General features: G+C 69.3%; 19 protein-coding genes. 13 read left to right on the top strand and 6 right to left on the bottom strand.

What is annotated here, in order from left to right; genetic code table 11:
- Positions 1–171 precede the first annotated feature (171 nt).
- A complete protein-coding gene (locus tag RU09_RS04100) occupies positions 172–948 on the bottom strand; it encodes an IclR family transcriptional regulator (RefSeq protein WP_042537893.1) in 777 nt (258 codons plus the stop codon).
- Between the two features lie 52 nt (positions 949–1,000).
- On the opposite strand from RU09_RS04100, the gene hutH reads away from it, so the two are divergent.
- The 4 genes from hutH to RU09_RS04120 are packed head-to-tail and all read left to right on the top strand — an operon-like array spanning position 1,001 to position 6,314.
- Complete coding sequence (gene hutH / locus RU09_RS04105) at positions 1,001–2,542, top strand: histidine ammonia-lyase (protein WP_042537794.1); 1,542 nt, start codon at positions 1,001–1,003, stop codon at positions 2,540–2,542.
- The gene (hutU, locus tag RU09_RS04110; RefSeq protein WP_042537796.1) at positions 2,535–4,223 is read left to right on the top strand and encodes a urocanate hydratase; all 1,689 of its coding nucleotides are present in this window, start codon (positions 2,535–2,537) and stop codon (positions 4,221–4,223) included. The genes hutH and hutU overlap by 8 nt, the downstream gene beginning before the upstream one ends.
- The gene (gene hutI, locus RU09_RS04115) at positions 4,220–5,428 is read left to right on the top strand and encodes an imidazolonepropionase (RefSeq protein ID WP_042537797.1); all 1,209 of its coding nucleotides are present in this window, start codon (positions 4,220–4,222) and stop codon (positions 5,426–5,428) included. The genes hutU and hutI overlap by 4 nt, the downstream gene beginning before the upstream one ends.
- The gene (locus tag RU09_RS04120; RefSeq protein WP_042537799.1) at positions 5,409–6,314 is read left to right on the top strand and encodes an arginase family protein; all 906 of its coding nucleotides are present in this window, start codon (positions 5,409–5,411) and stop codon (positions 6,312–6,314) included. The genes hutI and RU09_RS04120 overlap by 20 nt, the downstream gene beginning before the upstream one ends.
- 60 nt (positions 6,315–6,374) lie before the next feature.
- Here RU09_RS04120 and RU09_RS04125 read toward each other — a convergent pair whose 3' ends face one another.
- Positions 6,375–6,896 carry an AAA family ATPase gene (locus RU09_RS04125; protein ID WP_231567460.1) on the bottom strand — a complete coding sequence of 174 codons (522 nt, stop codon included), beginning with the start codon at positions 6,894–6,896 and terminating at the stop codon, positions 6,375–6,377.
- Between the two features lie 15 nt (positions 6,897–6,911).
- Positions 6,912–8,189: a DUF445 domain-containing protein gene (locus tag RU09_RS04130; RefSeq protein ID WP_042537803.1), complete on the bottom strand. Its 1,278-nt coding sequence runs from the start codon at positions 8,187–8,189 to the stop codon at positions 6,912–6,914.
- A gap of 127 nt (positions 8,190–8,316) precedes the next feature.
- Here RU09_RS04130 and RU09_RS04135 point away from each other — a divergent pair, with 127 nt between their 5' ends.
- Genes RU09_RS04135 through RU09_RS04145 form a run of 3 tightly spaced genes read left to right on the top strand, consistent with a single transcriptional unit; the run spans position 8,317 to position 9,308 of the window.
- A complete protein-coding gene (locus RU09_RS04135) occupies positions 8,317–8,592 on the top strand; it encodes a type II toxin-antitoxin system prevent-host-death family antitoxin (protein WP_052492856.1) in 276 nt (91 codons plus the stop codon).
- Between the two features lie 3 nt (positions 8,593–8,595).
- Positions 8,596–9,006 carry a type II toxin-antitoxin system VapC family toxin gene (locus RU09_RS04140; protein ID WP_042537807.1) on the top strand — a complete coding sequence of 137 codons (411 nt, stop codon included), beginning with the start codon at positions 8,596–8,598 and terminating at the stop codon, positions 9,004–9,006.
- Positions 9,007–9,035: 29 nt separating this feature from the next.
- Positions 9,036–9,308 carry a metal-sensitive transcriptional regulator gene (locus RU09_RS04145; RefSeq protein WP_042537810.1) on the top strand — a complete coding sequence of 91 codons (273 nt, stop codon included), beginning with the start codon at positions 9,036–9,038 and terminating at the stop codon, positions 9,306–9,308.
- A gap of 20 nt (positions 9,309–9,328) precedes the next feature.
- On the opposite strand, the gene RU09_RS04150 is transcribed toward RU09_RS04145, so the two are convergent.
- Complete coding sequence (locus RU09_RS04150) at positions 9,329–10,876, bottom strand: amino acid permease (RefSeq protein ID WP_042537812.1); 1,548 nt, start codon at positions 10,874–10,876, stop codon at positions 9,329–9,331.
- Positions 10,877–11,032: 156 nt separating this feature from the next.
- Between RU09_RS04150 and RU09_RS04155 the strand changes: the two genes are divergently transcribed.
- From RU09_RS04155 to RU09_RS04175, 5 genes are read left to right on the top strand one after another with little or no spacing between them, the layout of a single operon-like run.
- Positions 11,033–12,388 carry a glutamine synthetase family protein gene (locus RU09_RS04155; protein ID WP_042537814.1) on the top strand — a complete coding sequence of 452 codons (1,356 nt, stop codon included), beginning with the start codon at positions 11,033–11,035 and terminating at the stop codon, positions 12,386–12,388.
- Positions 12,369–13,121, top strand: coding sequence for a gamma-glutamyl-gamma-aminobutyrate hydrolase family protein (locus RU09_RS04160; protein WP_082041033.1), 753 nt, complete (start codon positions 12,369–12,371; stop codon positions 13,119–13,121). The genes RU09_RS04155 and RU09_RS04160 overlap by 20 nt, the downstream gene beginning before the upstream one ends.
- The gene (locus RU09_RS04165) at positions 13,118–14,479 is read left to right on the top strand and encodes an aldehyde dehydrogenase family protein (RefSeq protein WP_042537818.1); all 1,362 of its coding nucleotides are present in this window, start codon (positions 13,118–13,120) and stop codon (positions 14,477–14,479) included. Before RU09_RS04160 ends, RU09_RS04165 begins: the two co-directional genes overlap by 4 nt.
- 45 nt (positions 14,480–14,524) lie before the next feature.
- Complete coding sequence (locus RU09_RS04170; protein ID WP_042537821.1) at positions 14,525–15,304, top strand: 3-oxoacyl-ACP reductase; 780 nt, start codon at positions 14,525–14,527, stop codon at positions 15,302–15,304.
- Positions 15,305–15,338: 34 nt separating this feature from the next.
- Complete coding sequence (locus tag RU09_RS04175; RefSeq protein ID WP_042537823.1) at positions 15,339–16,067, top strand: FadR/GntR family transcriptional regulator; 729 nt, start codon at positions 15,339–15,341, stop codon at positions 16,065–16,067.
- 50 nt (positions 16,068–16,117) lie between these two features.
- Here RU09_RS04175 and RU09_RS04180 read toward each other — a convergent pair whose 3' ends face one another.
- Positions 16,118–17,506 (bottom strand): aspartate aminotransferase family protein, encoded by a 1,389-nt coding sequence (locus RU09_RS04180; protein ID WP_042537825.1) that lies wholly within the window; start codon positions 17,504–17,506, stop codon positions 16,118–16,120.
- Between the two features lie 33 nt (positions 17,507–17,539).
- Entirely contained in the window at positions 17,540–19,024 is a 1,485-nt protein-coding gene (locus tag RU09_RS04185; protein WP_042537895.1) for a CoA-acylating methylmalonate-semialdehyde dehydrogenase, read from the bottom strand.
- A gap of 152 nt (positions 19,025–19,176) precedes the next feature.
- Here RU09_RS04185 and RU09_RS04190 point away from each other — a divergent pair, with 152 nt between their 5' ends.
- On the top strand, positions 19,177–20,661 hold the full coding sequence (locus tag RU09_RS04190) for a PucR family transcriptional regulator (protein ID WP_052492854.1): 1,485 nt from the start codon (positions 19,177–19,179) through the stop codon (positions 20,659–20,661).
- The last annotated feature ends 4 nt before the right edge of the window (positions 20,662–20,665 follow it).

The following is a 20,665-nucleotide window of genomic DNA, read 5'->3' on the forward strand; positions in this document are numbered from 1 at the left end:
AGCCTCACAGCGCCGATGGTACTGCAGGGGGGACCCTGTGGGAGAGTAGGACACCGCCGGACTTCTTTTATACAGAAAAGCCACCCAATGTTGGGTGGCTTTTCTGCGTTAACGTGCGTGCGAGATGCGAGTGCCTCGACTGGCGCGGCACTCGCATCGCTGCGAGATCCGCTATCGCTTGAGCCGTGACTCGAGCACGGATGCAGTCTCGCGGACAGCGGCTGCGAGCACGGTCTCGTCGAGATCCGTCCCCGCCCAGGTCACCGCGACGGCGGCTACGGGCCAGCCCGCGTGATCGCAGACGACCGCGCCGACGCTGCGCAGGCCCTCTGCCACCTCGCTGTCTTCGGTGGCATAACCTCGTGCACGCACCGTGCGCAGCAGCTCGCGCAGGTCGCTCGGCTTCCGAGGCCCGAGCCCGGTGCGGTCGGGAAACGCTGACGCACTCGGGTAGAGAGCTCGCACCTGCTCTCGGGGGAGCGCGGCCAACATCGCGCGCCCCGACGCGGTCAGGTGGGCAGGAAGCCTCACTCCCACATCCGTGATGAGGGCCTGGCGTCGTGGGGCCCGCTCCTCGACGATGTAGAGCACGTCGCCGCCGCTCATCACCGCGAGGTGCGCACTCTCGCCGAGGCGGTCGGAGAGGGCGGCGACGAGTGGGCGCCCCAGACGCGCGAGTGGCTGCTGTCGCGCATACCCGCCGGCGAGCTCGAACGCAGAGGTGCCGAGACCCCACCGTCGGTCCTCGCGCAGGTGAAGCACGAATCCGTGCTCGGCGAGGGTGGCCAGCAGGTGATAGACGGTCGAGCGCGGCAGCTCGAGTTCGCGAGCGATGGCTGATGCGGCGACCGGGGCCGGCCGCCCGGCGAGGTATCGCAGGATCCGCAGCGTGTTGTCGGCCGCCGGGACCTGTGCTGCGGCATCCGTTCTGTCTGGGATCACAGACAAAGGATCCCACGAACCGCTGTCGCCCGCGACCCTGCGGGTGTGGAATCGAGACATGACCGAACTGTCCTCCGTCCTCGTCGGCGATGCCCCACTGAGCCACGCCGATGTCGTCGCGGTCGCCCGCCACGGTGCGCCGGTGGCGATCAGCCCCGCAGCCCTCGCCCGAGTGGCGGACACACGGCGGGTGATCGACGGACTGGCCGCCGATCCGCACCCGCACTACGGCGTCTCCACCGGATTCGGCGCGCTCGCTACGACGTTCATCGCTCCGGATCGCCGGATGCAGCTGCAGGCCAGTCTGATCCGCTCGCACGCGGCCGGCACCGGCGCGGAGGTCGAGCGCGAGGTCGTGCGCGGTCTGCAGCTGCTGCGCCTGCAGACCTTGACCTCTGGGCGGACGGGCGTTCGCCCGGTCGTCGTCGAAACCTACGCGGGGCTGTTGAACGCGGGCATCACACCCGTCGTTCGCGAGTACGGCTCGCTCGGCTGTTCGGGCGATCTTGCTCCCCTCGCGCACATCGCCCTTGCTGCGATGGGCGAGGGTGACGTCCGCGTGGCGGATGGCGAACTCGTCGCGGCATCAGCGGCGCTCTCGGCCGCCGGCATCGAGCCGCTCACCCTCGTCGAGAAGGAGGGGCTGGCCCTCATCAACGGCACCGACGGCATGCTCGGGATGCTCGTGCTGGCGCTGCACGACCTCGAGACCCTGCTGCTCACCGCCGACATGGCCGCGGCGATGTCGGTCGAATCGCAGATGGGCACGGACGCCGTGTTCGCGGCCGACCTCATGGCTCTTCGTCCGCAGTCGGCACAGGCGGAATCGGCCTCGAACCTGCGGTCGTTCCTGCGGGACTCGCCGATCGTGCACAGCCACAAGGGGCCGGAGGACGGCCGCGTGCAGGACGCGTATTCGCTGCGCTGCTCGCCCCAGGTGCACGGGACCGCGCGCGACACGATGGGCTATGCCTCGATGATCGCCGAGCGAGAGCTCGCCAGCGTGATCGACAACCCGGTCATCACTGTCGACGGCCGCATCGAGTCGAACGGCAACTTCCACGGCGCACCCGTCGCTGCCGTCCTGGACTTCCTCGCGATCTCCGTGGCTGACGTCGCGTCGATCTCGGAGCGCCGTACAGACCGGGCGCTCGATCCGGCACGCAACCACGGCCTGCCTCCGTTCCTGGCCGACGAGGTCGGCGTCGACTCGGGACTGATGATCGCTCAGTACGCCTCCGCGGGCATCGTCTCGGAGCTCAAGCGCCTCGCCGTGCCGGCATCCGTCGATTCGATCCCTTCGTCGGCGATGCAGGAGGATCACGTGTCGATGGGCTGGGCCGCGGCCCGCAAGCTCCGTCGGGCGATCGACGGACTCGGCCGTGTCATCGCCATCGAGATCCTCACCGGCGCCCGCGCGCTCGACCTGCGCGCCCCGCTGCAGGCAGGCCCTGCGACCGGTGCCGTGCGCGATCTGGTGCGCACCGTCGCCGCAGGACCAGGACCCGACCGATTCCTCTCCCCAGACATGGAAGCCGTGACCGCACTCGTGCAGTCCGGCGCAATCGCCCGCATCGCAAAGGAGCACGCGCATGACTGACACGACGACCCCCGAGTCGACGACGACGACCGCGACGGGACCGCGCGTCGTTCGCGCCGCCCGCGGCAACCACCGCACGGCCAAGAGCTGGGGCGCCGAAGCCGCCAAGCGCATGCTGATGAACAACCTCGACGCCGAGGTGGCCGAGCATCCCGAAGACCTCGTCGTCTACGGCGGCACCGGCAAGGCGGCGCGCAGCTGGGAGGCGTACGACGCGATCGTCCGCACCCTCGACGAGCTCGAGCCGGACGAGACGCTGCTCGTGCAGTCGGGCAAGCCGGTCGGCGTCTTCCGCACGCACGAGTGGGCGCCGCGAGTGCTGATCGCGAACTCGAACCTCGTGGGCGACTGGGCGAACTGGCCCGAGTTCCGCCGGCTCGAGGAGCTGGGGCTGATCATGTACGGGCAGATGACCGCGGGGTCGTGGATCTACATCGGAACCCAGGGCATTCTGCAGGGGACCTACGAGACGTTCTCGGCCGTCGCCCGGTCGCTCGGCAGAGACTCGCTGAAGGGCACGCTGACTCTGACCGGCGGTGCCGGCGGAATGGGTGGCGCGCAGCCGCTGGCGGTCACCCTCAACGACGGTGCCGTGCTCATCGTCGACGTCGACGAATCGCGCCTCGCCCGTCGTGTCGAGCACGGCTACCTCGACGAGTACACGACCGACCTCGACGCGGCGATCGCCCGGGTCGTCGCGGCGAAGGACGCCGGCGAGGCCCTGTCGGTCGGCGTCGTCGGGAACGCGGCGGAGGTCTTCCCCGAGCTGCTGCGCCGCGGTGTGCCGATCGACATCGTCACCGACCAGACCAGTGCGCACGACCCGCTCGCCTACCTGCCCGTCGGCATCGCAGTCGCCGAGTGGAAGGCAGAGGCCGAGCGGGACGCCGAGGAGTTCACCCGCCGCTCGCGCGAATCGATGGCGCAGCACGTCGCCGCGATGGTGGCCTTCCAGGATGCGGGGGCCGCGGTCTTCGACTACGGCAATTCGATCCGGGCCGAGGCCCAGCTCGGTGGCTTCGACCGCGCCTTCGAGTTCCCCGGTTTCGTGCCGGCGTACATCCGCCCGCAGTTCGAAGAGGGCCGTGGGCCCTTCCGCTGGGCCGCTCTCTCGGGAGATCCCGAGGACATCTACAAGACCGATCGTGCGATCGCCGAGCTGTTCCCCGAAGACAAGGCTCTGCATCGCTGGCTCGAGAAGGCCGGCGAGAAGGTGCACTTCGAGGGCCTGCCTGCCCGCATCTGCTGGCTCGGCTACAAGGAGCGTCACCTGGCGGGCCTCAAGTTCAACGAGATGGTGGCCTCCGGCGAGCTCGCCGCCCCGATCGTGATCGGCCGCGACCACCTCGACTCGGGTTCGGTCGCCTCGCCCTATCGCGAGACCGAGGCCATGAAGGACGGGTCGGATGCCATCGCCGACTGGCCGCTGCTGAACGCGCTGCTCAACACGGCATCCGGCGCATCGTGGGTGTCGCTGCACCATGGCGGCGGCGTCGGGATCGGCCGCTCGATCCACGCCGGCCAGGTCACCGTCGCCGACGGCTCGGCGCTCGCCGCCGAGAAGCTCGAGCGCGTGCTCACCAACGACCCCGGCACGGGCGTCATGCGACACGTCGACGCGGGGTACGAGCACGCTCGCGACATCGCCCGCGAGCGCGGCCTGAAGGTGCCGATGCTGTGAGCACCTCGCTGATCACGAACATCGCTGAGCTGACGACCAACGTCGGCTCATCCGACGGTGACCGCTTCGGCACCCTCGTCGAGGCGGCCGTTCTCCTCGACGGCGAGCGAATCGCCTGGGTCGGCTCGGCCAACGACGCACCCGATGCCGACGAGATCGTGGACGCGGGCGGACGTGCCGTCATCCCCGGGTTCGTCGACAGCCACAGCCACCTGGTGTTCGGGGGCGATCGTGCCGCCGAGTTCGAGGCGCGGATGGCCGGGCAGAAGTACGCGGCCGGCGGCATCCGCTCGACCGTCGCGGAGACCCGAGCGTCGAGCGACGATCAGCTGCGCGCGCGCCTGCGGGTATTCGTCGACGAACTGCTCGCTCAGGGCACCACCACGATCGAGATCAAGAGCGGCTACGGGCTGAGCGTCGCGGACGAAGAACGTCTCGTGCGCCTCGCTGCCGAGGTCACGCCGGAGGTGACGTTCCTCGGTGCCCATGTGGTTCCCGCGGACTACGCCGGCCGTGCCGACGAGTATGTCGACCTGGTGACCGGGCCGATGCTCGACGCCTGTGCACCGCATTCGAAGTGGATCGACGTGTTCTGCGAGACCGGGGCGTTCTCGGTCGAGCAGTCGCGGCGGGTGCTCGACGCCGGCATCGCGAAGGGACTGATGCCGCGCGTGCACGCGAGCCAGCTCGGCCCGGGTGACGGAGTCCGTCTCGCAGTCGAGCTCGGCGCGGCATCCGTCGACCACGGCACCTACCTGACGGACGCCGACATCGCAGCGCTCACCGGATCCGACACCGTGCTCACCCTGTTGCCCGGGGTGGAGTTCTCGACGAGGCAGCCGTACCCCGACGCCCGCCGACTCATCGACGCGGGAGTCACCGTGGCGATCGCCTGCGACACGAACCCGGGGTCGAGCTTCACCTCCTCCATGCCGTTCTGCATCGCGATCGCCGTGCGCGACATGGGGATGACACCCGCCGAGGCCGTGTGGGCGGCGACCGCCGGGGGAGCGCTGGCACTGCGGCGCGACGACGTCGGCGTCATCGCACCTGGGGTGCGGGCCGACCTCGTGCTGCTGAAGGCTCCCACCCGAATCCACCTGGCCTACCGCCCGGGGGTGCCGCTCGTCGAGCAGGTCTGGAAAGACGGTGTCGCGGTCTTCGACGCTCGCGGAACGGAGGATCATGGCCCTGTCGCACGATGACCTCTGGCCGCGTGCCGGGTCGTGGCCCGCGTTCGCCGCAGGGGATGATGCGGATGCCGTGCTGCTCGGTGTTCCTACGTGGCGCACCTCGCTGTCGCCGACCGGCGCGCACGCGACACCCGCCGCGATCCGGGAGGCGCTCACCCGCTACAGCGCCACCCTGATGGGTCCGCCGGTCGTCGACCTCACCGACGCGCTGCGCGTGCTCGACGCGGGCGACGTGGTCGAACCAGACGGAGAGGACGGCATCGCTGCGACGGTCGCGCGGGTGCGCGAGCTCGCCGATGCCACGCGCCTCGTCATCGCGCTCGGCGGCGACAACGCGCTGACCTACCCGGTCGCTCGGGGCGCTCGGGCCACCGGACTGATCACGATCGACGCGCACTTCGACCTGCGCGACGGGATCTCGAACGGCTCACCCGTGCGGCGGCTCGTCGAGGATGCGCCGGAGGGCGAGCGGATCGATCCGACGCGGATCGTCCAGATCGGCATCGCGGACTTCGCGAACTCCGCCGCGTACGCCGCGCGCGCCGCCGACTGGGGCATCCGCGTGATCACCCTCGACGAGGTGCGCCGAAGGGGCATCGCCGAGGTCGTCGCCGAAGCCACGCGCATCGCGGGAGCGGGCGCCGGTGCCCGCATCCACCTCGATGTCGACGTCGACGCCGCCGACAGGGCTGCAGCGCCCGGATGCCCGGCATCCGTCCCCGGCGGCTTCGCCGCGTGGGAGCTGCGCGCGCTCGTCCGCTCGATCGTCGCGGATCCGCGGGTCGTCAGTGCGGACATCGCCGAGGTCGACGCGACGGCCGACACCGATGACATGCGCACGGTGCGCCTCGCCGCGCTGTGCGTGCTCGAGATGCTCGCCGCCCTCGCCACCCGATGACTGCGAGTTCTCTCCGCGCAGCGCCGAGGATGCTCGTGCGCGCAGGCGGCGTGCCGAACCTCAGAGGCCGGCAGCCATCTCCAGCTGCGCGAGCCTCTCCTGCGGATTCCCGGTGAGCGTCACGATCGGCGGCGCACCACCGGCGCGTTCGAGGTCGTCGAGCGCATCCAGAAGAGCGCTCTCCATCGCCTCTCGGAGGGCCGGATCCTCGTCGTCGGGAACGTCGATCGGGTGCCGTAGGTCCAGCGGCACGACGGCGATCAGATCGATGTGGGCCATGGAGGTCTCGACCAGCTCCTGGGCTCGAGAGAGCAGGGCGCCGTCGCCGCGTCCCAGCATCTCCAGCGCGGTGAGGTAGGCGAGGAAGTCGACGGGACCACGTTCCGAGATGACGGAACTCTCGCGCGCCGACTCTCGCAGCCGAGAGACCGTCACGCGGAGCTGCGCCACGAAGCTGGCCGCGCCAGTCGGCGCCTCCGACTCGACGTCGTCGAACGGATCGCCGAGCACCGTGTACTCGGGATGTGCCGCGTGGAAGTCTGAGATCAGGGTGCTCTTGCCGCTCGCGTGCGTGCCCGACACGACGATCCGCACGCCTCAGACCCCGGGAATGACCAGGTGCGCGATCGTGAAGATCGCGAGGCCCGCCAGCGCGCCGACGAAGGTGCCGTTCAGGCGGATGTACTGCAGGTCGCGGCCGACCATGAGCTCGATCTTCTCGGTGGTCTCGACCGGGTCCCAGCGCTCGACGGTGTCGGTGATGATCGACGCGATGTCATGGCGGTAGCGGTCGACGAGGAACACCGCGGCATCCGACACCCACGTGTCGACGCGGTGCTGCAGTGCGGCATCCGTCGTGAGCCTTTCACCGACTTCCCGCAGGGCCTGAGCCGCGCGGACGCGCAGCCCGCTCTCGGGGTCGGCGAGGGCGGCGAGCAGTCCGTTCTTCGCCGTGTTCCACGCCTCGGCGGCGAGGGCGCCCACGCGGGGGCTGTCGAAGAGCGACGACTTGGCGTTCTCGAGCTTGGCGCGCGTCTCCGGGTCGTTCTGCAGGCTGTCGGCGAGTCGGGCGAGGTACCCGTCGACCGCGAGACGGGCCGGATGCTGCGGATCGGCCTGCACGGCGCGGACGAACTTCACGGCCTCGTTGTAGGCCGTGTCGTCGACGAACCGGTGCGCGAGCTTCGGCACCCATCCGGGCAGCCTGCGTGAGATGAGGCCCGAGAACGACTCGGCGTTCGCGTCCAGCCAGCGGCCGATGCTGTCGGCCGCGAGGTCGACGGCGCCGTGATGCGCGCCGGCCTCGACGATCTTCTCGAGCCAGGCGCCGGCGGGCGGGCCCCACTCGGGGGAGACGAGGTGCTCACGGGCCAGGTCCGTGATGAGGTCTCGCACGTCGTCGTCGCTGAGGGCGTTGAGCACGGCGGTCGCGATCGTCGCTCCCTCGGCGCCCACGCGCTCGGCGTGGGCGGGTTCGCTCAGCCATTCGCCGGCGCGCTTGGCGATCGCGGTGCTGGCCAGCTTGGTGCGCACGACGCTCGCCTCGAGGAAGTTCGTCTCGACGAACTCGCCGAGCGTGCGGCCGATCTCGTCCTTGCGGTTCGGGATGATCGCGGTGTGCGGGATCGGCAGGCCGAGTGGACGACGGAACAGCGCGGTCACGGCGAACCAGTCGGCCAGGGCGCCGACCATCCCGCCCTCTGCGGCTGCCCGGACGTAGCCCAGCCACGGCTGCCGTTCCTGGAACGCGAACGCGATCACGAAGACGACGGCCATGAAGATCAGCGCACCGAGCGCCACGGCCTTCATTCGTCGGAGAGCGCGAAGTCGCGCCTGGTCTGCGGGCGACAGGAGCGCCATCGGGGTTCGCGGCATGACGTCATCCTTTCACGGGGAGTTCGAGCCGAGTACGGCGTACCGCATCGAGTCCTGTCGTCCGTCGAGAGATCTGGGCTGTGTAGTACCATCACTACATTCGGAATCGAGGTACATCGTGTTCACCATGACCGCTCGAGAATTCAACCAGTCCGTCGCGCGCGCTCAGCGCGTCGCCGACGACCAGCCCGTGATGATCACGAAGCGCGGCGAGCCCGCGTACGTGCTCTTGAGCATCGACGAGTACGAACGGCTAGCCCCGGCCCGGCCCGGGTCGATTCTCGAGTTCCTCGCGATGCCGGAGGAGGACCTCGTGGACGACGACGGCGAGTTCGATCGCATCATCGACGAGATCGTCGCCGACCGGAAGACGGACTTCGGTCGTCCTCCGATCGAGTTCTGACCGATGTATCTGCTCGACACGAACACGTTCTCCGACGCGAGGCGCGGAATCGGAGCCGGCATCGCCGCTCGCACCTGGATGAAGAGCGGGGAGCCCGAGGCTCTTCACATGAGCGCCATCACCGACTACGAGCTGGAACTCGGTGTCCTCGGACTCCAGCGGCGCGACCCGCGTCAGGCGAGAGCACTCCGACGCTGGCTGGACGCGCTCCGACTCGGGCTCGGCTCCCGCATCCTCCCCGTCTCTCCGCAGATCGCGCGGACGTGCGCCGCTCTCAACGTGCCGGATCGTCGTCCGTGGGCTGACGCGCTGATCGCGGCCACAGCGTTGCATCACGGCCTGACTCTCGTGACGCGCAACACGAAGGACTTCGAGATCCCCGGCCTGTCGGTGCTGAACCCGTTCGAGGACTGACAGCGGCAGAGGCCGAGTACCCTCGAAACGTGATCGAAGACATCAAGAAGCGTGCACTGCACCGCACCAGCATCCTCGAAGGTCAGATGCGCGGAGTCGCGCGGATGATCGAGAACGAGGAGTACTGCATGGACATCATCACGCAGTCCCGCGCGATCCAGCGCTCTCTGGAGTCTCTCAACCGTCTGCTGCTCGAGAACCACCTGCGCACGCACGTGACGCACATGTTCGACGAGGGCGGGGAGGAGCGCGACAAGGCCGTCGACGAGCTGCTCAAGGCGTTCGACTTCGACCGCAAGTAGAGCCGCGCTCCTCCTCTCGATCAGCGTCCGCCGCCGAACACCTCGCCCTCCATGGCGTCGTAGCCCTCGGCCTGCGGGTCTCCGTGCGAACCGCCCGACAGCGCGTACTCCTCTTCGGGGGAGAGCACGAGACGGTGCCGGAAGAACAGGCCGAAGCCGAGCAGGATGATCGCATAGACGATCGCGATCGCGATGATCGCCGGGCCGAACGTGGGGTTCAGCAGGAAGCCCACGAAGATCAGTGCCGCGATCACGAGGGCGATGACCGCACCCGGGATGCCCCACGGGCTCACGTACGGGCGGTCGACGTTCGGGAACTTCTTGCGCAGGATGATGAACGACACGAGCTGCAGTCCGTATGCGACGACGGCTCCCCAGACGGCGATGTTCAGGACGATCGCACCGGCGACGGTGCCCGCGCCCTCGGAGTCGACCGCGGTGAGCACGTCGAGCACGATCAGCGCGACGAAGCCGATGGCTGCACCCACCGTGAGGGCGACCCACGGCGTCTGGCGCTTTCCGGTGAGGGAGAGGAAGCGCGGGTAGTACCCGGCGCGTGACAGCGAGTACATGTTGCGTCCGTAGGCGAACATGATGCCCTGCAGTGAGGCGAGCAGGCCGATGAGTGCGAACAGCGCGAGCACGGCGGCGAGCTGGTCGCCCACGATCGCGCGGAAGCCGTCGAGCAGCGGTTCGCCGGCGGTGCCTGTCGCTTCGGCACCGAGCACGCCGGTGTTGAGGAACAGCACCAGGAGGCCCGTGATGATGAGGGTGCCGCGAGCCCAGAACCCTGCCTTGGGGATGTCGCGCGTCGGGTTGTGCGATTCCTCCGCCGCGAGCGGCAGCTCCTCGATGCCGAGGAAGAACCACATCGCGAAGGGCAGTGCGAACAGGATCGGCAGGACGCCGTGGGGGAGGAACGCCGTCTGGCCCTCGTCGGGCACGATGTCCCACAGGGCATCCCACGAGAACGCGCCCGAGAAGAGCGCCATGGCGGAGAAGACCAGGATGATCCCGATCGAGATCACCGACACGATGATCGCGAAGCGGAACGAGATCGCCGCTCCCGCGGAGTTCAGGGCGATGAAGACGATGTAGAGGATGAGGTACCAGACCCATCCCGGCAGCTCGAGGCCCAGCAGCTCACTCGTGATGCCGTTCGCATACGACGCCGAGAAGTAGACGATCACCGCGGTGGTCGCGACGTACTCGATGGTCTCGGCCGCGCCGGTGACGAGGCCGCCCCACGGGCCCATGGCCGATCGGGCGAACGAGTAGGCGCCGCCGGTGTGCGGCATCGCGGCCGCCATCTCGCCGATCGCGAAGATCATGCCGTAGTACATCGCGACGAGGATCGCGAAGGCGATGAGCATCCCGCCGAAGCCCGCGAAGTCGATGCCGAAGTTCCACCCGGAGAAGTCGCCCGAGATCACGGCGGCGACCGCGAGGCCCCACAGGCCCCAGACTCCGGCAGACCTCTTCAGTGTGCGTTTCTCGAAATACTCACTCCCGGCGCGTGTATAGGTCGCTCCGGCGACCTTGCGGGATTCATTGCTCTGCTGGGACATCCGCTCTCCGTTCGCATGCGTGCAGGCGCCGGGTGCACCTTGCGGACGATTGTGACAGTCAATGGTGGTTTCGTCTACCTTTAAACGGCAAGGTGATCTACTCTGAGGGCGAAGCCGGTCGGCCGATCGCTTCACAGCACGAGAACGGAGCGTCAGATGGCGGGCAACCTGAGCATCGACCAGCTGGATGCCGGCATCGCCGCCGGCGAGATCGACACGGTGATCGTGGCCTTCGCCGACGCGCAGGGCCGGCTGGTCGGCAAACGTGTGTCGGCGCGGCTGTTCCAGGAGGACATCCTGGCCCACGGTGCCGAGGCGTGCGACTATCTGCTCTCGGTCGACGTCGACATGAACACCGTCGACGGCTACGCGATGTCGGGCTGGGATCGCGGCTACGGCGACATGGTGCTCAAGCCCGACGTCGAGACGCTGCGCAACATCCCCTGGCTCGACGGCACTGCTCTCGTCATGGCCGACCTCGTCTGGCAGAACGGCGAGCCGGTCGGGCCCTCGCCCCGTGCGATTCTCGACCGTCAGCGCGACCGCCTCGCTGAGCGGGGATGGACCGCCTACTCCGGAACTGAGCTCGAGTTCATCGTCTTCGACAACACGTATCGCGATGCGTGGGCGCGCAAGTACGAAGGTCTGACGCCCGCGACCGATTACAACGTCGACTACAACCTGCTCGCCTCGACCCGTATGGAGCCGCTGCTGCGCGACATCCGCAACAGCATGGACGGGGCAGGGCTCTACTGCGAGGGCGTGAAGGGCGAGTGCAACTTCGGTCAGCAGGAGATCGCGTTCCGCTATGCGGAGGTGCGAGAGACCGCCGACCAGCACGCGATCTACAAGAACGGTGCGAAGGAGATCGCCGAGCAGCACGGGCAGGCGCTCACCTTCATGGCCAAGTTCAACGAGCGCGAGGGCAACAGTTGCCACATCCACCTGTCGCTGCGCGACGAGTCGGGCGCTCCGGTCATGGCGGGCGACGGCGAGCACGGCTTCAGCCCCGTGATGGAGCACTGGATCGCCGGCATCCTCGCCACGCTGCGCGAGTTCACCCTGCTGCTCGCGCCGAACATCAACTCGTACAAGCGCTTCGCGAAGGGCAGCTTCGCGCCGACCGGAGTCGCGTGGGGCATCGACAACCGCACGTGTGCCCTGCGCGTGGTCGGTTCAGGCTCGGGGCTCCGGGTGGAGAACCGGGTGCCCGGGGGAGACGTGAACCCGTACCTCGCGATCTCGGCGATCATCGCGGGCGGGCTGCACGGCATCGAGAACGAGCTGCCGTTGCCCGAGCGGTTCACCGGCAACGCCTATGAGGCCGGGGTCGATCATCTGCCGACGACCCTGCGCGAGGCCGCGAAGCTGTTCAGCGAGTCGACCATCGCGCGCGCGGCGTTCGGCGACGACGTGGTCGAGCACTACCTGAACCAGGCCCGCATCGAGGTGGAAGCCTATGACGCGGCCGTCACCGACTGGGAGCGCATCCGTGGCTTCGAGCGCCTCTGACCTCAGGCCGCTGATCGGCGTCACGACGTACCTGGAGCGCGCGCAGCAGGGGGTGTGGGATGTGCGGGCGGCGTTCCTGCCTGAGCAGTACCTCACGAGCGTGACCTCCGTCGGCGGCATCGCGCTGCTCCTGCCTCCGCAGGATCCGGATGCCGCGGATGCGGCCATCTCGGGCATGGACGGCCTCGTGCTCTCGGGCGGTGCCGATGTGGCACCCGAGCTGTACGGCGAGGACCGGCATCCGCTCACCGACCCCGCCCGCGTCGACCGTGATGCATGGGAGCTCGCCCTGTTCCGGGCGGCGGAGCGCCGTGGCATCCCGGTGCTCGCGATCTGCCGCGGTCTGCAGCTCGTGAACGTCGCCCGCGGCGGCACCCTGCAGCAGCATCTGCCCGAATCGCTCGGCACCGAGAAGTACCGCATCGGCGGCGGCGTCTTCGCCGAGAACGACGTCGAGGTGTCGACCGACACTCCGCTCGCCGAGATCATCGGCGAGACCGAGATGCGCGTGCACAGCTACCACCACCAGGGCGTCGGTCGACTCGGCGACGGTCTCGTGGCGGCTGCGCACTCCGACGACGGACTCGTGCAGGCCTTCGTCGACACCTCGGCCGGCCACATCGTCGGCGTCCAATGGCACCCCGAGGAGAACGCCGAGGATCGGCGGCTCTTCACCGATCTCGTCGCACAGGCCCGCGCGTTCGCCGCGCGGCGGAAGGAGGACGCCCGATGAGCGCGTTCACAGTCATCAACCCGTCGACCGGAGCGGCGATCCGCGAGATCGTTCGCGCCGACATCGGAGAGACGGATGCCGCGATCGCGCGCGCTGTCGTGGCGCAGCGCCGATGGGCCGCGCTCGCCCCGGTCGCTCGGGCCGATGCCCTCCGCGCGTTCGCTCGCACGGTCGAGGCCGCGGCCGAAGAGCTCGCCCAGCTCGAGGTGCTGAACTCCGGGCATCCGATCGGTTCCGCCCGATGGGAGGCGGGTCACGTCGCGCAGGTCCTCAACTACTACTCCGCCGACCCTGAGCGACTGTCCGGCCGGCAGATCCCGGTGGCAGGCGGACTCGATGTCACCTTCCACGACCCCTACGGCGTGGTCGGCGTCATCGTGCCGTGGAACTTCCCGATGACGATCGCCGCCTGGGCGTTCGCGCCGGCGCTCGCCGCAGGGAACGCCGTGGTGCTGAAGCCCGCCGAGCTCACCCCTCTCACGGCCATCCGCCTCGGCGAACTCGCTCTCGAAGCGGGTCTTCCCGAAGGGCTGTTCGAGGTCGTCACCGGGTCGGGTTCCGTCGTCGGGCAGCGGCTCGTCGAGCATCCGGATGTCCGCAAGGTCGTGTTCACCGGCTCGACCGAGGTCGGCATCGAGGTCGCGGCCGGATGCGCGCGAGCGCTCAAGCCCGTCACGCTGGAGCTCGGCGGCAAGAGCGCCAACATCGTCTTCGCCGACGCGGACCTCGAGAAGGCCGTCGCGGCGGTTCCGGGTTCGGTGTTCGACAACGCGGGTCAGGATTGCTGCGCCCGCAGCCGGCTGCTGGTGCAGAGATCGGTGTACGACCGATTCCTCGAACTGCTCGAGCCGGCTGTCGCTGCGTGGCGAGTGGGAGACCCGTCGAGCACCGACACCGACATGGGACCGCTCATCTCGGCCGCACACCGCGACACGGTCTCGGGATTCCTCGACGACGCGAACATCGCCTTCCGCGGCAGCGCACCCGAGGGCGACGGCTTCTGGTTCGCCCCGGCCGTGGTGCTCGCCGATCCGTCCGACCGCATCGCGCAGCAGGAGGTGTTCGGCCCGGTCGTCGCGGTCATGCCGTTCGATGACGAAGCCGATGCGATCCGGCTCGCGAACGACACCGCCTACGGACTCGCCGGCTCGATCTGGACCGAGAACCTCGGCCGCGCCGTGCGCGTCTCGCGGGGTGTTCAGAGCGGCGTGCTGTCGGTCAACTCGCACTCGTCGGTGCGATACGCGACGCCGTTCGGCGGCATGAAGGCCTCGGGTCTCGGGCGTGAGCTCGGGCCCGACGCCGCCGAGCACTTCACCGAGACCAAGAACGTCTTCTTCGCGACCGACGAATCCTGACAGCGACACCCGGCCCGACCCTTTCACTGCAACGGAGAAACACACATGAGCATCGATCTGACCCAGCGCCTCAAGGACCGCGTCGCCATCATCACGGGTGGCGCGAGCGGAATCGGCTTCGCCACAGCCCAGCGCTTCGCCGCCGAGGGCGCGTTCGTCGTCATCGCCGACGTCGACCCCGCCACGGGCGAAGCGGCAGCGGCCGAGGTGGGCGGAGCGTTCCGCATCGTCGACGTGGCCGACGAGGCCATGGTCAACACGCTCTTCGACGGGGTCGCCGCCGAGTTCGGGCGCATCGACATCGCGTTCAACAACGCCGGCATCTCGCCCGCGGACGACGACTCGATCGAGACGACCGAACTGCCGGCCTGGGATCGGGTGCAGGACGTGAACCTCAAGAGCGTGTACCTGTGCAGCCGCGCGGCGCTTCGCCACATGGTTCCGGCAGGTCGAGGCTCGATCATCAACACGGCCTCCTTCGTGGCGCTGCTGGGATCGGCCACCTCGCAGATCAGCTACACCGCATCGAAGGGCGGCGTGCTCGCGATGTCGCGCGAGCTCGGCGTGCAGTTCGCCCGGCAGGGAGTGCGCGTGAACGCCCTGTGCCCGGGACCGGTCAACACCCCGCTGCTGCAGGAGCTCTTCGCAAAAGACCCCGAGCGCGCTCAGCGCCGACTCGTGCATGTGCCGATGGGACGCTTCGCAGAGCCGTCCGAGCTCGCCGCCGCTGTTGCCTTCCTCGCCTCGGACGATTCGTCGTTCATCACCGCGAGCGCCTTCGTCGTCGACGGCGGCATCACCAACGCCTACGTCACCCCGCTGTGAAGCGGGATCATGTCGCTGTGACAGGCTGAGAAGCATGAGCGAGAACCCCTCCGACGGCGATCTCGTCGAGGTGCGCCGGGCGGTCTACCGGCCGCTGCGCCGAGGCAACGCCCTCGAGGATGCGGTCGCTCGCCTCGTGCAGACCATCCGTCTCGGCGTGGTCGCGCCGGGGGAGTCACTGCCGCCCGAGCGCGAGCTCGCGGCATCCTTCGGAGTGAGCCGCGACACCGTGCGCGACGCGATCCGCGAACTCGCGGACACGGGGTACCTGGTGCCGAAGCGCGGTCGATACGGCGGCACGTTCGTCGCGGATCCGCTGCCCCAGCCGTCGGATGCCGGGGCCGTGACCGCCGCCGAGCTCGACGACGTGCTGGGCCTGAGGCGGGTGCTCGAGACCGGGGCGGTGCGCGCGGCCGCGAGTCGTTCGCTGGATGCCGCGACGCGCGCCGACCTGTGGGCGCGGCATGAGGCGGCTCTCCCCGCCGGGCCCGAGGAGTATCGTCGGCTCGACACTTTGCTGCACCTCGCGATCGCCGAGGCCGCCGGCATCCCCTCGCTCGTCGCTCTGCTCGCCGAGAACAGGGCCGATGTCAACGCATGGCTCGACACGTTCCCGTTGATGCCGCGCAACATCCAGCACTCGGGCGAGCAGCACGAACGCATCGTCACCGCGATCCTGGCCGGGCGGCCGGATGTCGCTGAAGCCGCGATGCGCGATCACCTCGCGGGCTCTGAAGCGCTGCTGCGCGGCTTCCTGATCTGAACCCGCGCAGCAGCGGCTGCACCTCACGGCACTGTCAGCTCACGGCGCTGTCAGCTCGTGGCTGCTTCGTCGGCGACGGCGAGAGCCTCGTCGAGCACGGTCAGACCGCGCACCAGGTCTTCTTCGCTGATCACGAGCGGCGGGGCCACGTGCATGCGGTTGAAGTGCGTGAACGGCCAGACGCCGGCTTTCTTGGCGGCGGCGGCGAAGGCGGCGACCGGCGCAGCATCCGCTCCGCTGGCGTTGAACGGCACGAGTGGCTCGCGCGTCTCTTTGTCGCGCACCAGTTCGACGGCCCAGAACAGGCCGCGGCCGCGCACCTCTCCGACGCTCGGGTGGGTGTCGACCCAGCGGCGCAGGGTCGGCTCGACGATGCGCTCGCCGAGATCGCGCACGCGCTCGAGGATGCCGTCGCGACGGAACACCTCGAACGTCGCGACGCCCGCGGCACAGGCGAGCGGGTGGCCCGAGTAGGTGAGTCCGCCGGCGAAGGGCGTGGTGTCGAAGGCGCGCGCGATGCGCTCGGAGATGACGACGCCGCCGAGCGGCACGTAGCCCGAGTTCACACCCTTGGCGAAGGTGATCAGGTCGGGGCGGCCGTCGTACGCATCGATGCCGAACCACTCGCCGAGCCGTCCGAAGCCGACCATGACCTCATCGGCGATGTAGACGATGCCGTAGCGATCGCACAGCTCGCGCACGCCCTGCAGGTACCCGGGCGGCGGCACGAGCACGCCGTTGGTGCCGACGACGGTCTCGATGATGATCGCGGCGATGGTCTGCGGTCCCTCGAGCTGGATCGTCTGCTCGAGGTGGGCGAGTGCGCGCTCGGACTCCTGCTCCGGCGTCTCGGCGTGGAACGGCGAGCGATAGAGGTAGGGCCCGAAGAAGCGCACGGCGCCGGAGTCGGGAGTGCCGTTCGCCCACCGGCGAGGGTCGCCGGTCAGCGAGATCGCGGTCGACGTGGAGCCGTGATAGCTGCGGTACATCGAGAGGACCTTGTGGCGACCGGTCGACTGACGAGCCATGCGCACCGCGTACTCGTTGGCCTCGGCGCCGCCGTTCGTGAAGAACACCTTCTCGAAGCCCTCGGGTGCGACCTCGACGATGAGTCGGGCGAGCTCGCCCCGCACGTCGTTGGCCATCGCCGGCTGGATCGTCGAGAGACGCCCCGCCTGCTGCTGGATCGCCGCGACGAGGTCGGGATGCTGGTGCCCGAGGTTCAGGTTCACCAGCTGGCTCGAGAAGTCGAGGTAGGCGTTGCCGGCGTAATCCCAGAACGTCGAGCCCTCACCCGCGGCGACGGGGAGCGGATCGATCAGGCCCTGCGCGCTCCACGAGTGGAACACGTGGCCGCGGTCATCCGCGCGCACCTGCGCCTCGGCCTCGGGGGCAGGCAGCGGGTGGGATGCACCATGGCGGTCGGTGAAGTTCGTCATGTCTCGTATCTCAGTTCTCTGTCTGCTCGGAGCTCAGTGGTTGCTCGGGAAGCCCAGGTCGATCTGCGAGGGCGTGTGGTCGGGCCAGCGGGTGGTGACCACCTTCGACCGAGTGTAGAAGTGCACCGACTCGGGGCCGTAGATGTGCGAGTCGCCGAACAGCGAGTCCTTCCAACCGCCGAACGAGTAGGCGCCGATCGGCACGGGGATCGGCACGTTCACGCCGACCATGCCGACCTCGATGTCGAACTCGTACTGGCGGGCGGTGCCGCCGTCGCGCGTGAAGATCGCCGTGCCGTTGCCGTAGGCGTTCGCGTTGACGAGCTCGACGGCCTCGGCGTAGGTCTCGACGCGAACCACCGAGAGCACCGGGCCGAAGATCTCGTCGTCGTACACCTTCATGCCGGGGGCGACCTGATCGATCAGGCTGACGCCGATGAAGAAGCCCTCCGAGTCGAACTCCTTCGTCGTGCCGTCGACCACGACGGTCGCTCCTTCTGCAGCGGCGCCCGTCACGTAGGAGGCGACGCGGTCGCGGTGCTCGCGGGTGATGAGCGGGCCCATCTCGCTCGCGGCATCCGTGCCGGCGCCGATCGTGAGGCCCTCGATGCGCGAGGCGATCGCGGCGACCAGGTCATCGGCGATGTCGCCGACCGCGACCAGCACCGAGACGGCCATGCAGCGTTCGCCGGCCGAGCCGTAGGCGGCCGAGACGGCGGCGTCGGCTGCGGCATCGATGTCGGCATCCGGCATGACGACCATGTGGTTCTTCGCGCCGCCCAGCGCCTGGACGCGCTTGCCCGCAGCCGAGGCGCGCTGGTAGATCGAGCGCGCGATCGGCGTCGAACCGACGAAGCTGATCGCGTTCACGCGTGGCGACTCGAGCAGCGAGTCGACCGCCTCCTTGTCGCCGTGCACGACATTGAGCACTCCATCCGGAAGACCCGCCTCCTGGAAGAGCTTGGCGAGCCAGACCGACGCGGACGGGTCCTTCTCGCTGGGCTTGAGCACGACCGTGTTGCCGCACGCGATCGCCGAGGCCACCATCCACAGCGGCACCATCACCGGGAAGTTGAACGGCGTGATCGCGGCGACGACGCCGACGGGCTGCTTGACCGAGTGCACGTCGACACCACGCGAGACCTGTTCGCTGCGCTCGCCCTTGAGCAGGTGCACGAGTCCGGCGGCGAACTCGACGTTCTCGATGCCGCGCGAGACCTCGCCCGCGGCATCCGAGAGCACCTTGCCGTGCTCCGACGTGACGATCGCGGCGAGCTCGGGCGTGCGCTCCTTGAGCAGCTGGCGCAGCCGGAAGAACACGTCGGCGCGCTTGATGAGGCTCGTCTCGCGCCACGCCGGAAGAGCGGATGCCGCGGCGGCGATCGCCCGGTCGACCTCCGCGGTCGAGGCGAAGGCGACCTGCTTCGAGACCTGTCCGGTGGCGGGATCGAAGACCTGACCCGTGCGCGCCGCCTCGGCGGTCTCTGCTCCATTGATGATGTGACGGACGATGTCCACGGGGCTCCCTCGCAGTGCGTGATCCGCATCGAACACTCTGACCGGGGTTCGATACGCTGGCTTCCTCCCATGATCACAGAGCACGGAGGGCAATCTTGGCGTCAGAACGTAGCGACATCAGGGTTATCCGGACAGACCGTCCGGCGCACAGTGTGTACCTCACGGTCGCCGACGTGCTGGCCGACCCCGCCGTGCAGGCGGGCGAGCCTGACGTGCTCGTCGGGGGTGCGGCGTTGGATGCTGCGGTGCGGTGGGTGCACGTCTCCGACAGCGTCGGCGTCGCGCGTCTGCTCGACGGAGGAGAGCTGCTGCTGACGACGGGTGCAGGGTGGCCGTTCGACGACGGAGAGCTGCGCGCCTTCGCGTCGAGGCTGCATCGAGCGGGCATCGCCGGAATCGTCTTCGAGCTCGGGACAGCCCGCGATGCCGTGCCGCAGCCGGTCGTGGATGTCTGCGCGACGGTGGGCCTCGCGCTCGTCGCCCTCACCCGCGAGGTGAAGTTCGTCGCCGTGACCGAGGCCGTGCACCACGCCCTGATCGCCGCGCAGACGCACGCGCTGCGGGAGCGGCAGCATCTGCACGAGCTCTTCACCGCGCTGAGCCTGCAGGGGGCGCCGGCCGACGTCGTGGTGGCCGAGACCGCCCGCGCCCTCGGCGCCCCGGTGGTGCTCGAGAACCTGGCACGCGAGGTGATCGCGGCCGAAGGGCTCGGGATGCCGATCGCCGAGGTGCTCGACGGTCGAGGGGGTGCCGAGCAGGTGCCCGTGCAGGCGAGAGGAGTGCGCTGGGGCACGCTTCTCGCGCTGCCCGGCCCGGCACACCCCGCCGGCCGCGTCACCGTGCTCGAACAGGGTGCGACGGCGCTCGCGTTCGGCTGCATCGCCGACGGCGGTGACGCGGAATGGTCGCTGCTGGCGCAGCGCGCCGTCATCGACGACCTCCTCGGTGCGCGGTTCGCCAGGGCGGACGACATCGATGCTCGGCTGCGCGCAGGGGGCTTCGCGCTCGCCGAACGCCAGTGTCACGGGATCGTCGCCCGCGGCTCGGCGTCCATCAGCGAACTCGCCTATCGGGCGCGGCAGGCAGGCTTCGCGGTCGTGGCCGCCCGCGTCGACGACGACGATGTCGCGCTGCTCTCGCTGCCGGCATCCGCGGTGCTGTCCGACGAGATGCTGCTGCGCATCGCCGGCCCCGACCGCGCCGTCTTCGTGGGGCCGGTCTCCGACGACGTGCTCGGTCTGCTCGGCTCTCTGCGCGCCGCGCGCGACCTCGCCGACAGCGACAGGGCTGAGGCCGGGGCGAGGGTGCGCCGCGTCGACGACCGCCCGCTCGAGCGGCTCGTCGCCACTCTGCGTGACGACCACCGGCTGCACGAGCACAGCGAGCGGATGCTGGCGCCGCTGATCCGTCACGATCAGGAGCGCAGAGGCGATCTGCTCGACGTGCTCGCCGCTCTCGTCGCGCACCCGGGAAACCGCTCGGCGGCCGCGGCGGCGAGCCACCTGTCGCGATCGGTGTTCTATCAGCGGATCACGCTGATCGGCGACCTCCTGGGCGCCGACCTCGACGACGGCGAGACGATCGCGGCGCTCCACCTCGCACTTCTCGCGAGGCGGCGCACCGCGGCATCGGCCTGAGCCG

The organism is Microbacterium sp. MEJ108Y (assembly GCF_000834175.1).
Taxonomy (GTDB): Bacteria; Actinomycetota; Actinomycetes; order Actinomycetales; family Microbacteriaceae; genus Microbacterium; species Microbacterium forte.

What these genes read in the sequence shown, in the direction of transcription:
- hutH (WP_042537794.1), top strand. Translation starts at nt 1,001, where the DNA reads ATGACCGAACTGTCCTCCGTCCTCGTCGGCGATGCCCCACTGAGCCAC.
- hutU (WP_042537796.1), top strand. Translation starts at nt 2,535, where the DNA reads ATGACTGACACGACGACCCCCGAGTCGACGACGACGACCGCGACGGGA.
- RU09_RS04120 (WP_042537799.1), top strand. Translation starts at nt 5,409, where the DNA reads ATGGCCCTGTCGCACGATGACCTCTGGCCGCGTGCCGGGTCGTGGCCC.
- RU09_RS04130 (WP_042537803.1), bottom strand. Translation starts at nt 8,189, where the DNA reads ATGCCGCGAACCCCGATGGCGCTCCTGTCGCCCGCAGACCAGGCGCGA.
- RU09_RS04135 (WP_052492856.1), top strand. Translation starts at nt 8,317, where the DNA reads ATGACCGCTCGAGAATTCAACCAGTCCGTCGCGCGCGCTCAGCGCGTC.
- RU09_RS04140 (WP_042537807.1), top strand. Translation starts at nt 8,596, where the DNA reads ATGTATCTGCTCGACACGAACACGTTCTCCGACGCGAGGCGCGGAATC.
- RU09_RS04150 (WP_042537812.1), bottom strand. Translation starts at nt 10,876, where the DNA reads ATGTCCCAGCAGAGCAATGAATCCCGCAAGGTCGCCGGAGCGACCTAT.
- RU09_RS04155 (WP_042537814.1), top strand. Translation starts at nt 11,033, where the DNA reads ATGGCGGGCAACCTGAGCATCGACCAGCTGGATGCCGGCATCGCCGCC.
- RU09_RS04165 (WP_042537818.1), top strand. Translation starts at nt 13,118, where the DNA reads ATGAGCGCGTTCACAGTCATCAACCCGTCGACCGGAGCGGCGATCCGC.
- RU09_RS04170 (WP_042537821.1), top strand. Translation starts at nt 14,525, where the DNA reads ATGAGCATCGATCTGACCCAGCGCCTCAAGGACCGCGTCGCCATCATC.
- RU09_RS04175 (WP_042537823.1), top strand. Translation starts at nt 15,339, where the DNA reads ATGAGCGAGAACCCCTCCGACGGCGATCTCGTCGAGGTGCGCCGGGCG.
- RU09_RS04180 (WP_042537825.1), bottom strand. Translation starts at nt 17,506, where the DNA reads ATGACGAACTTCACCGACCGCCATGGTGCATCCCACCCGCTGCCTGCC.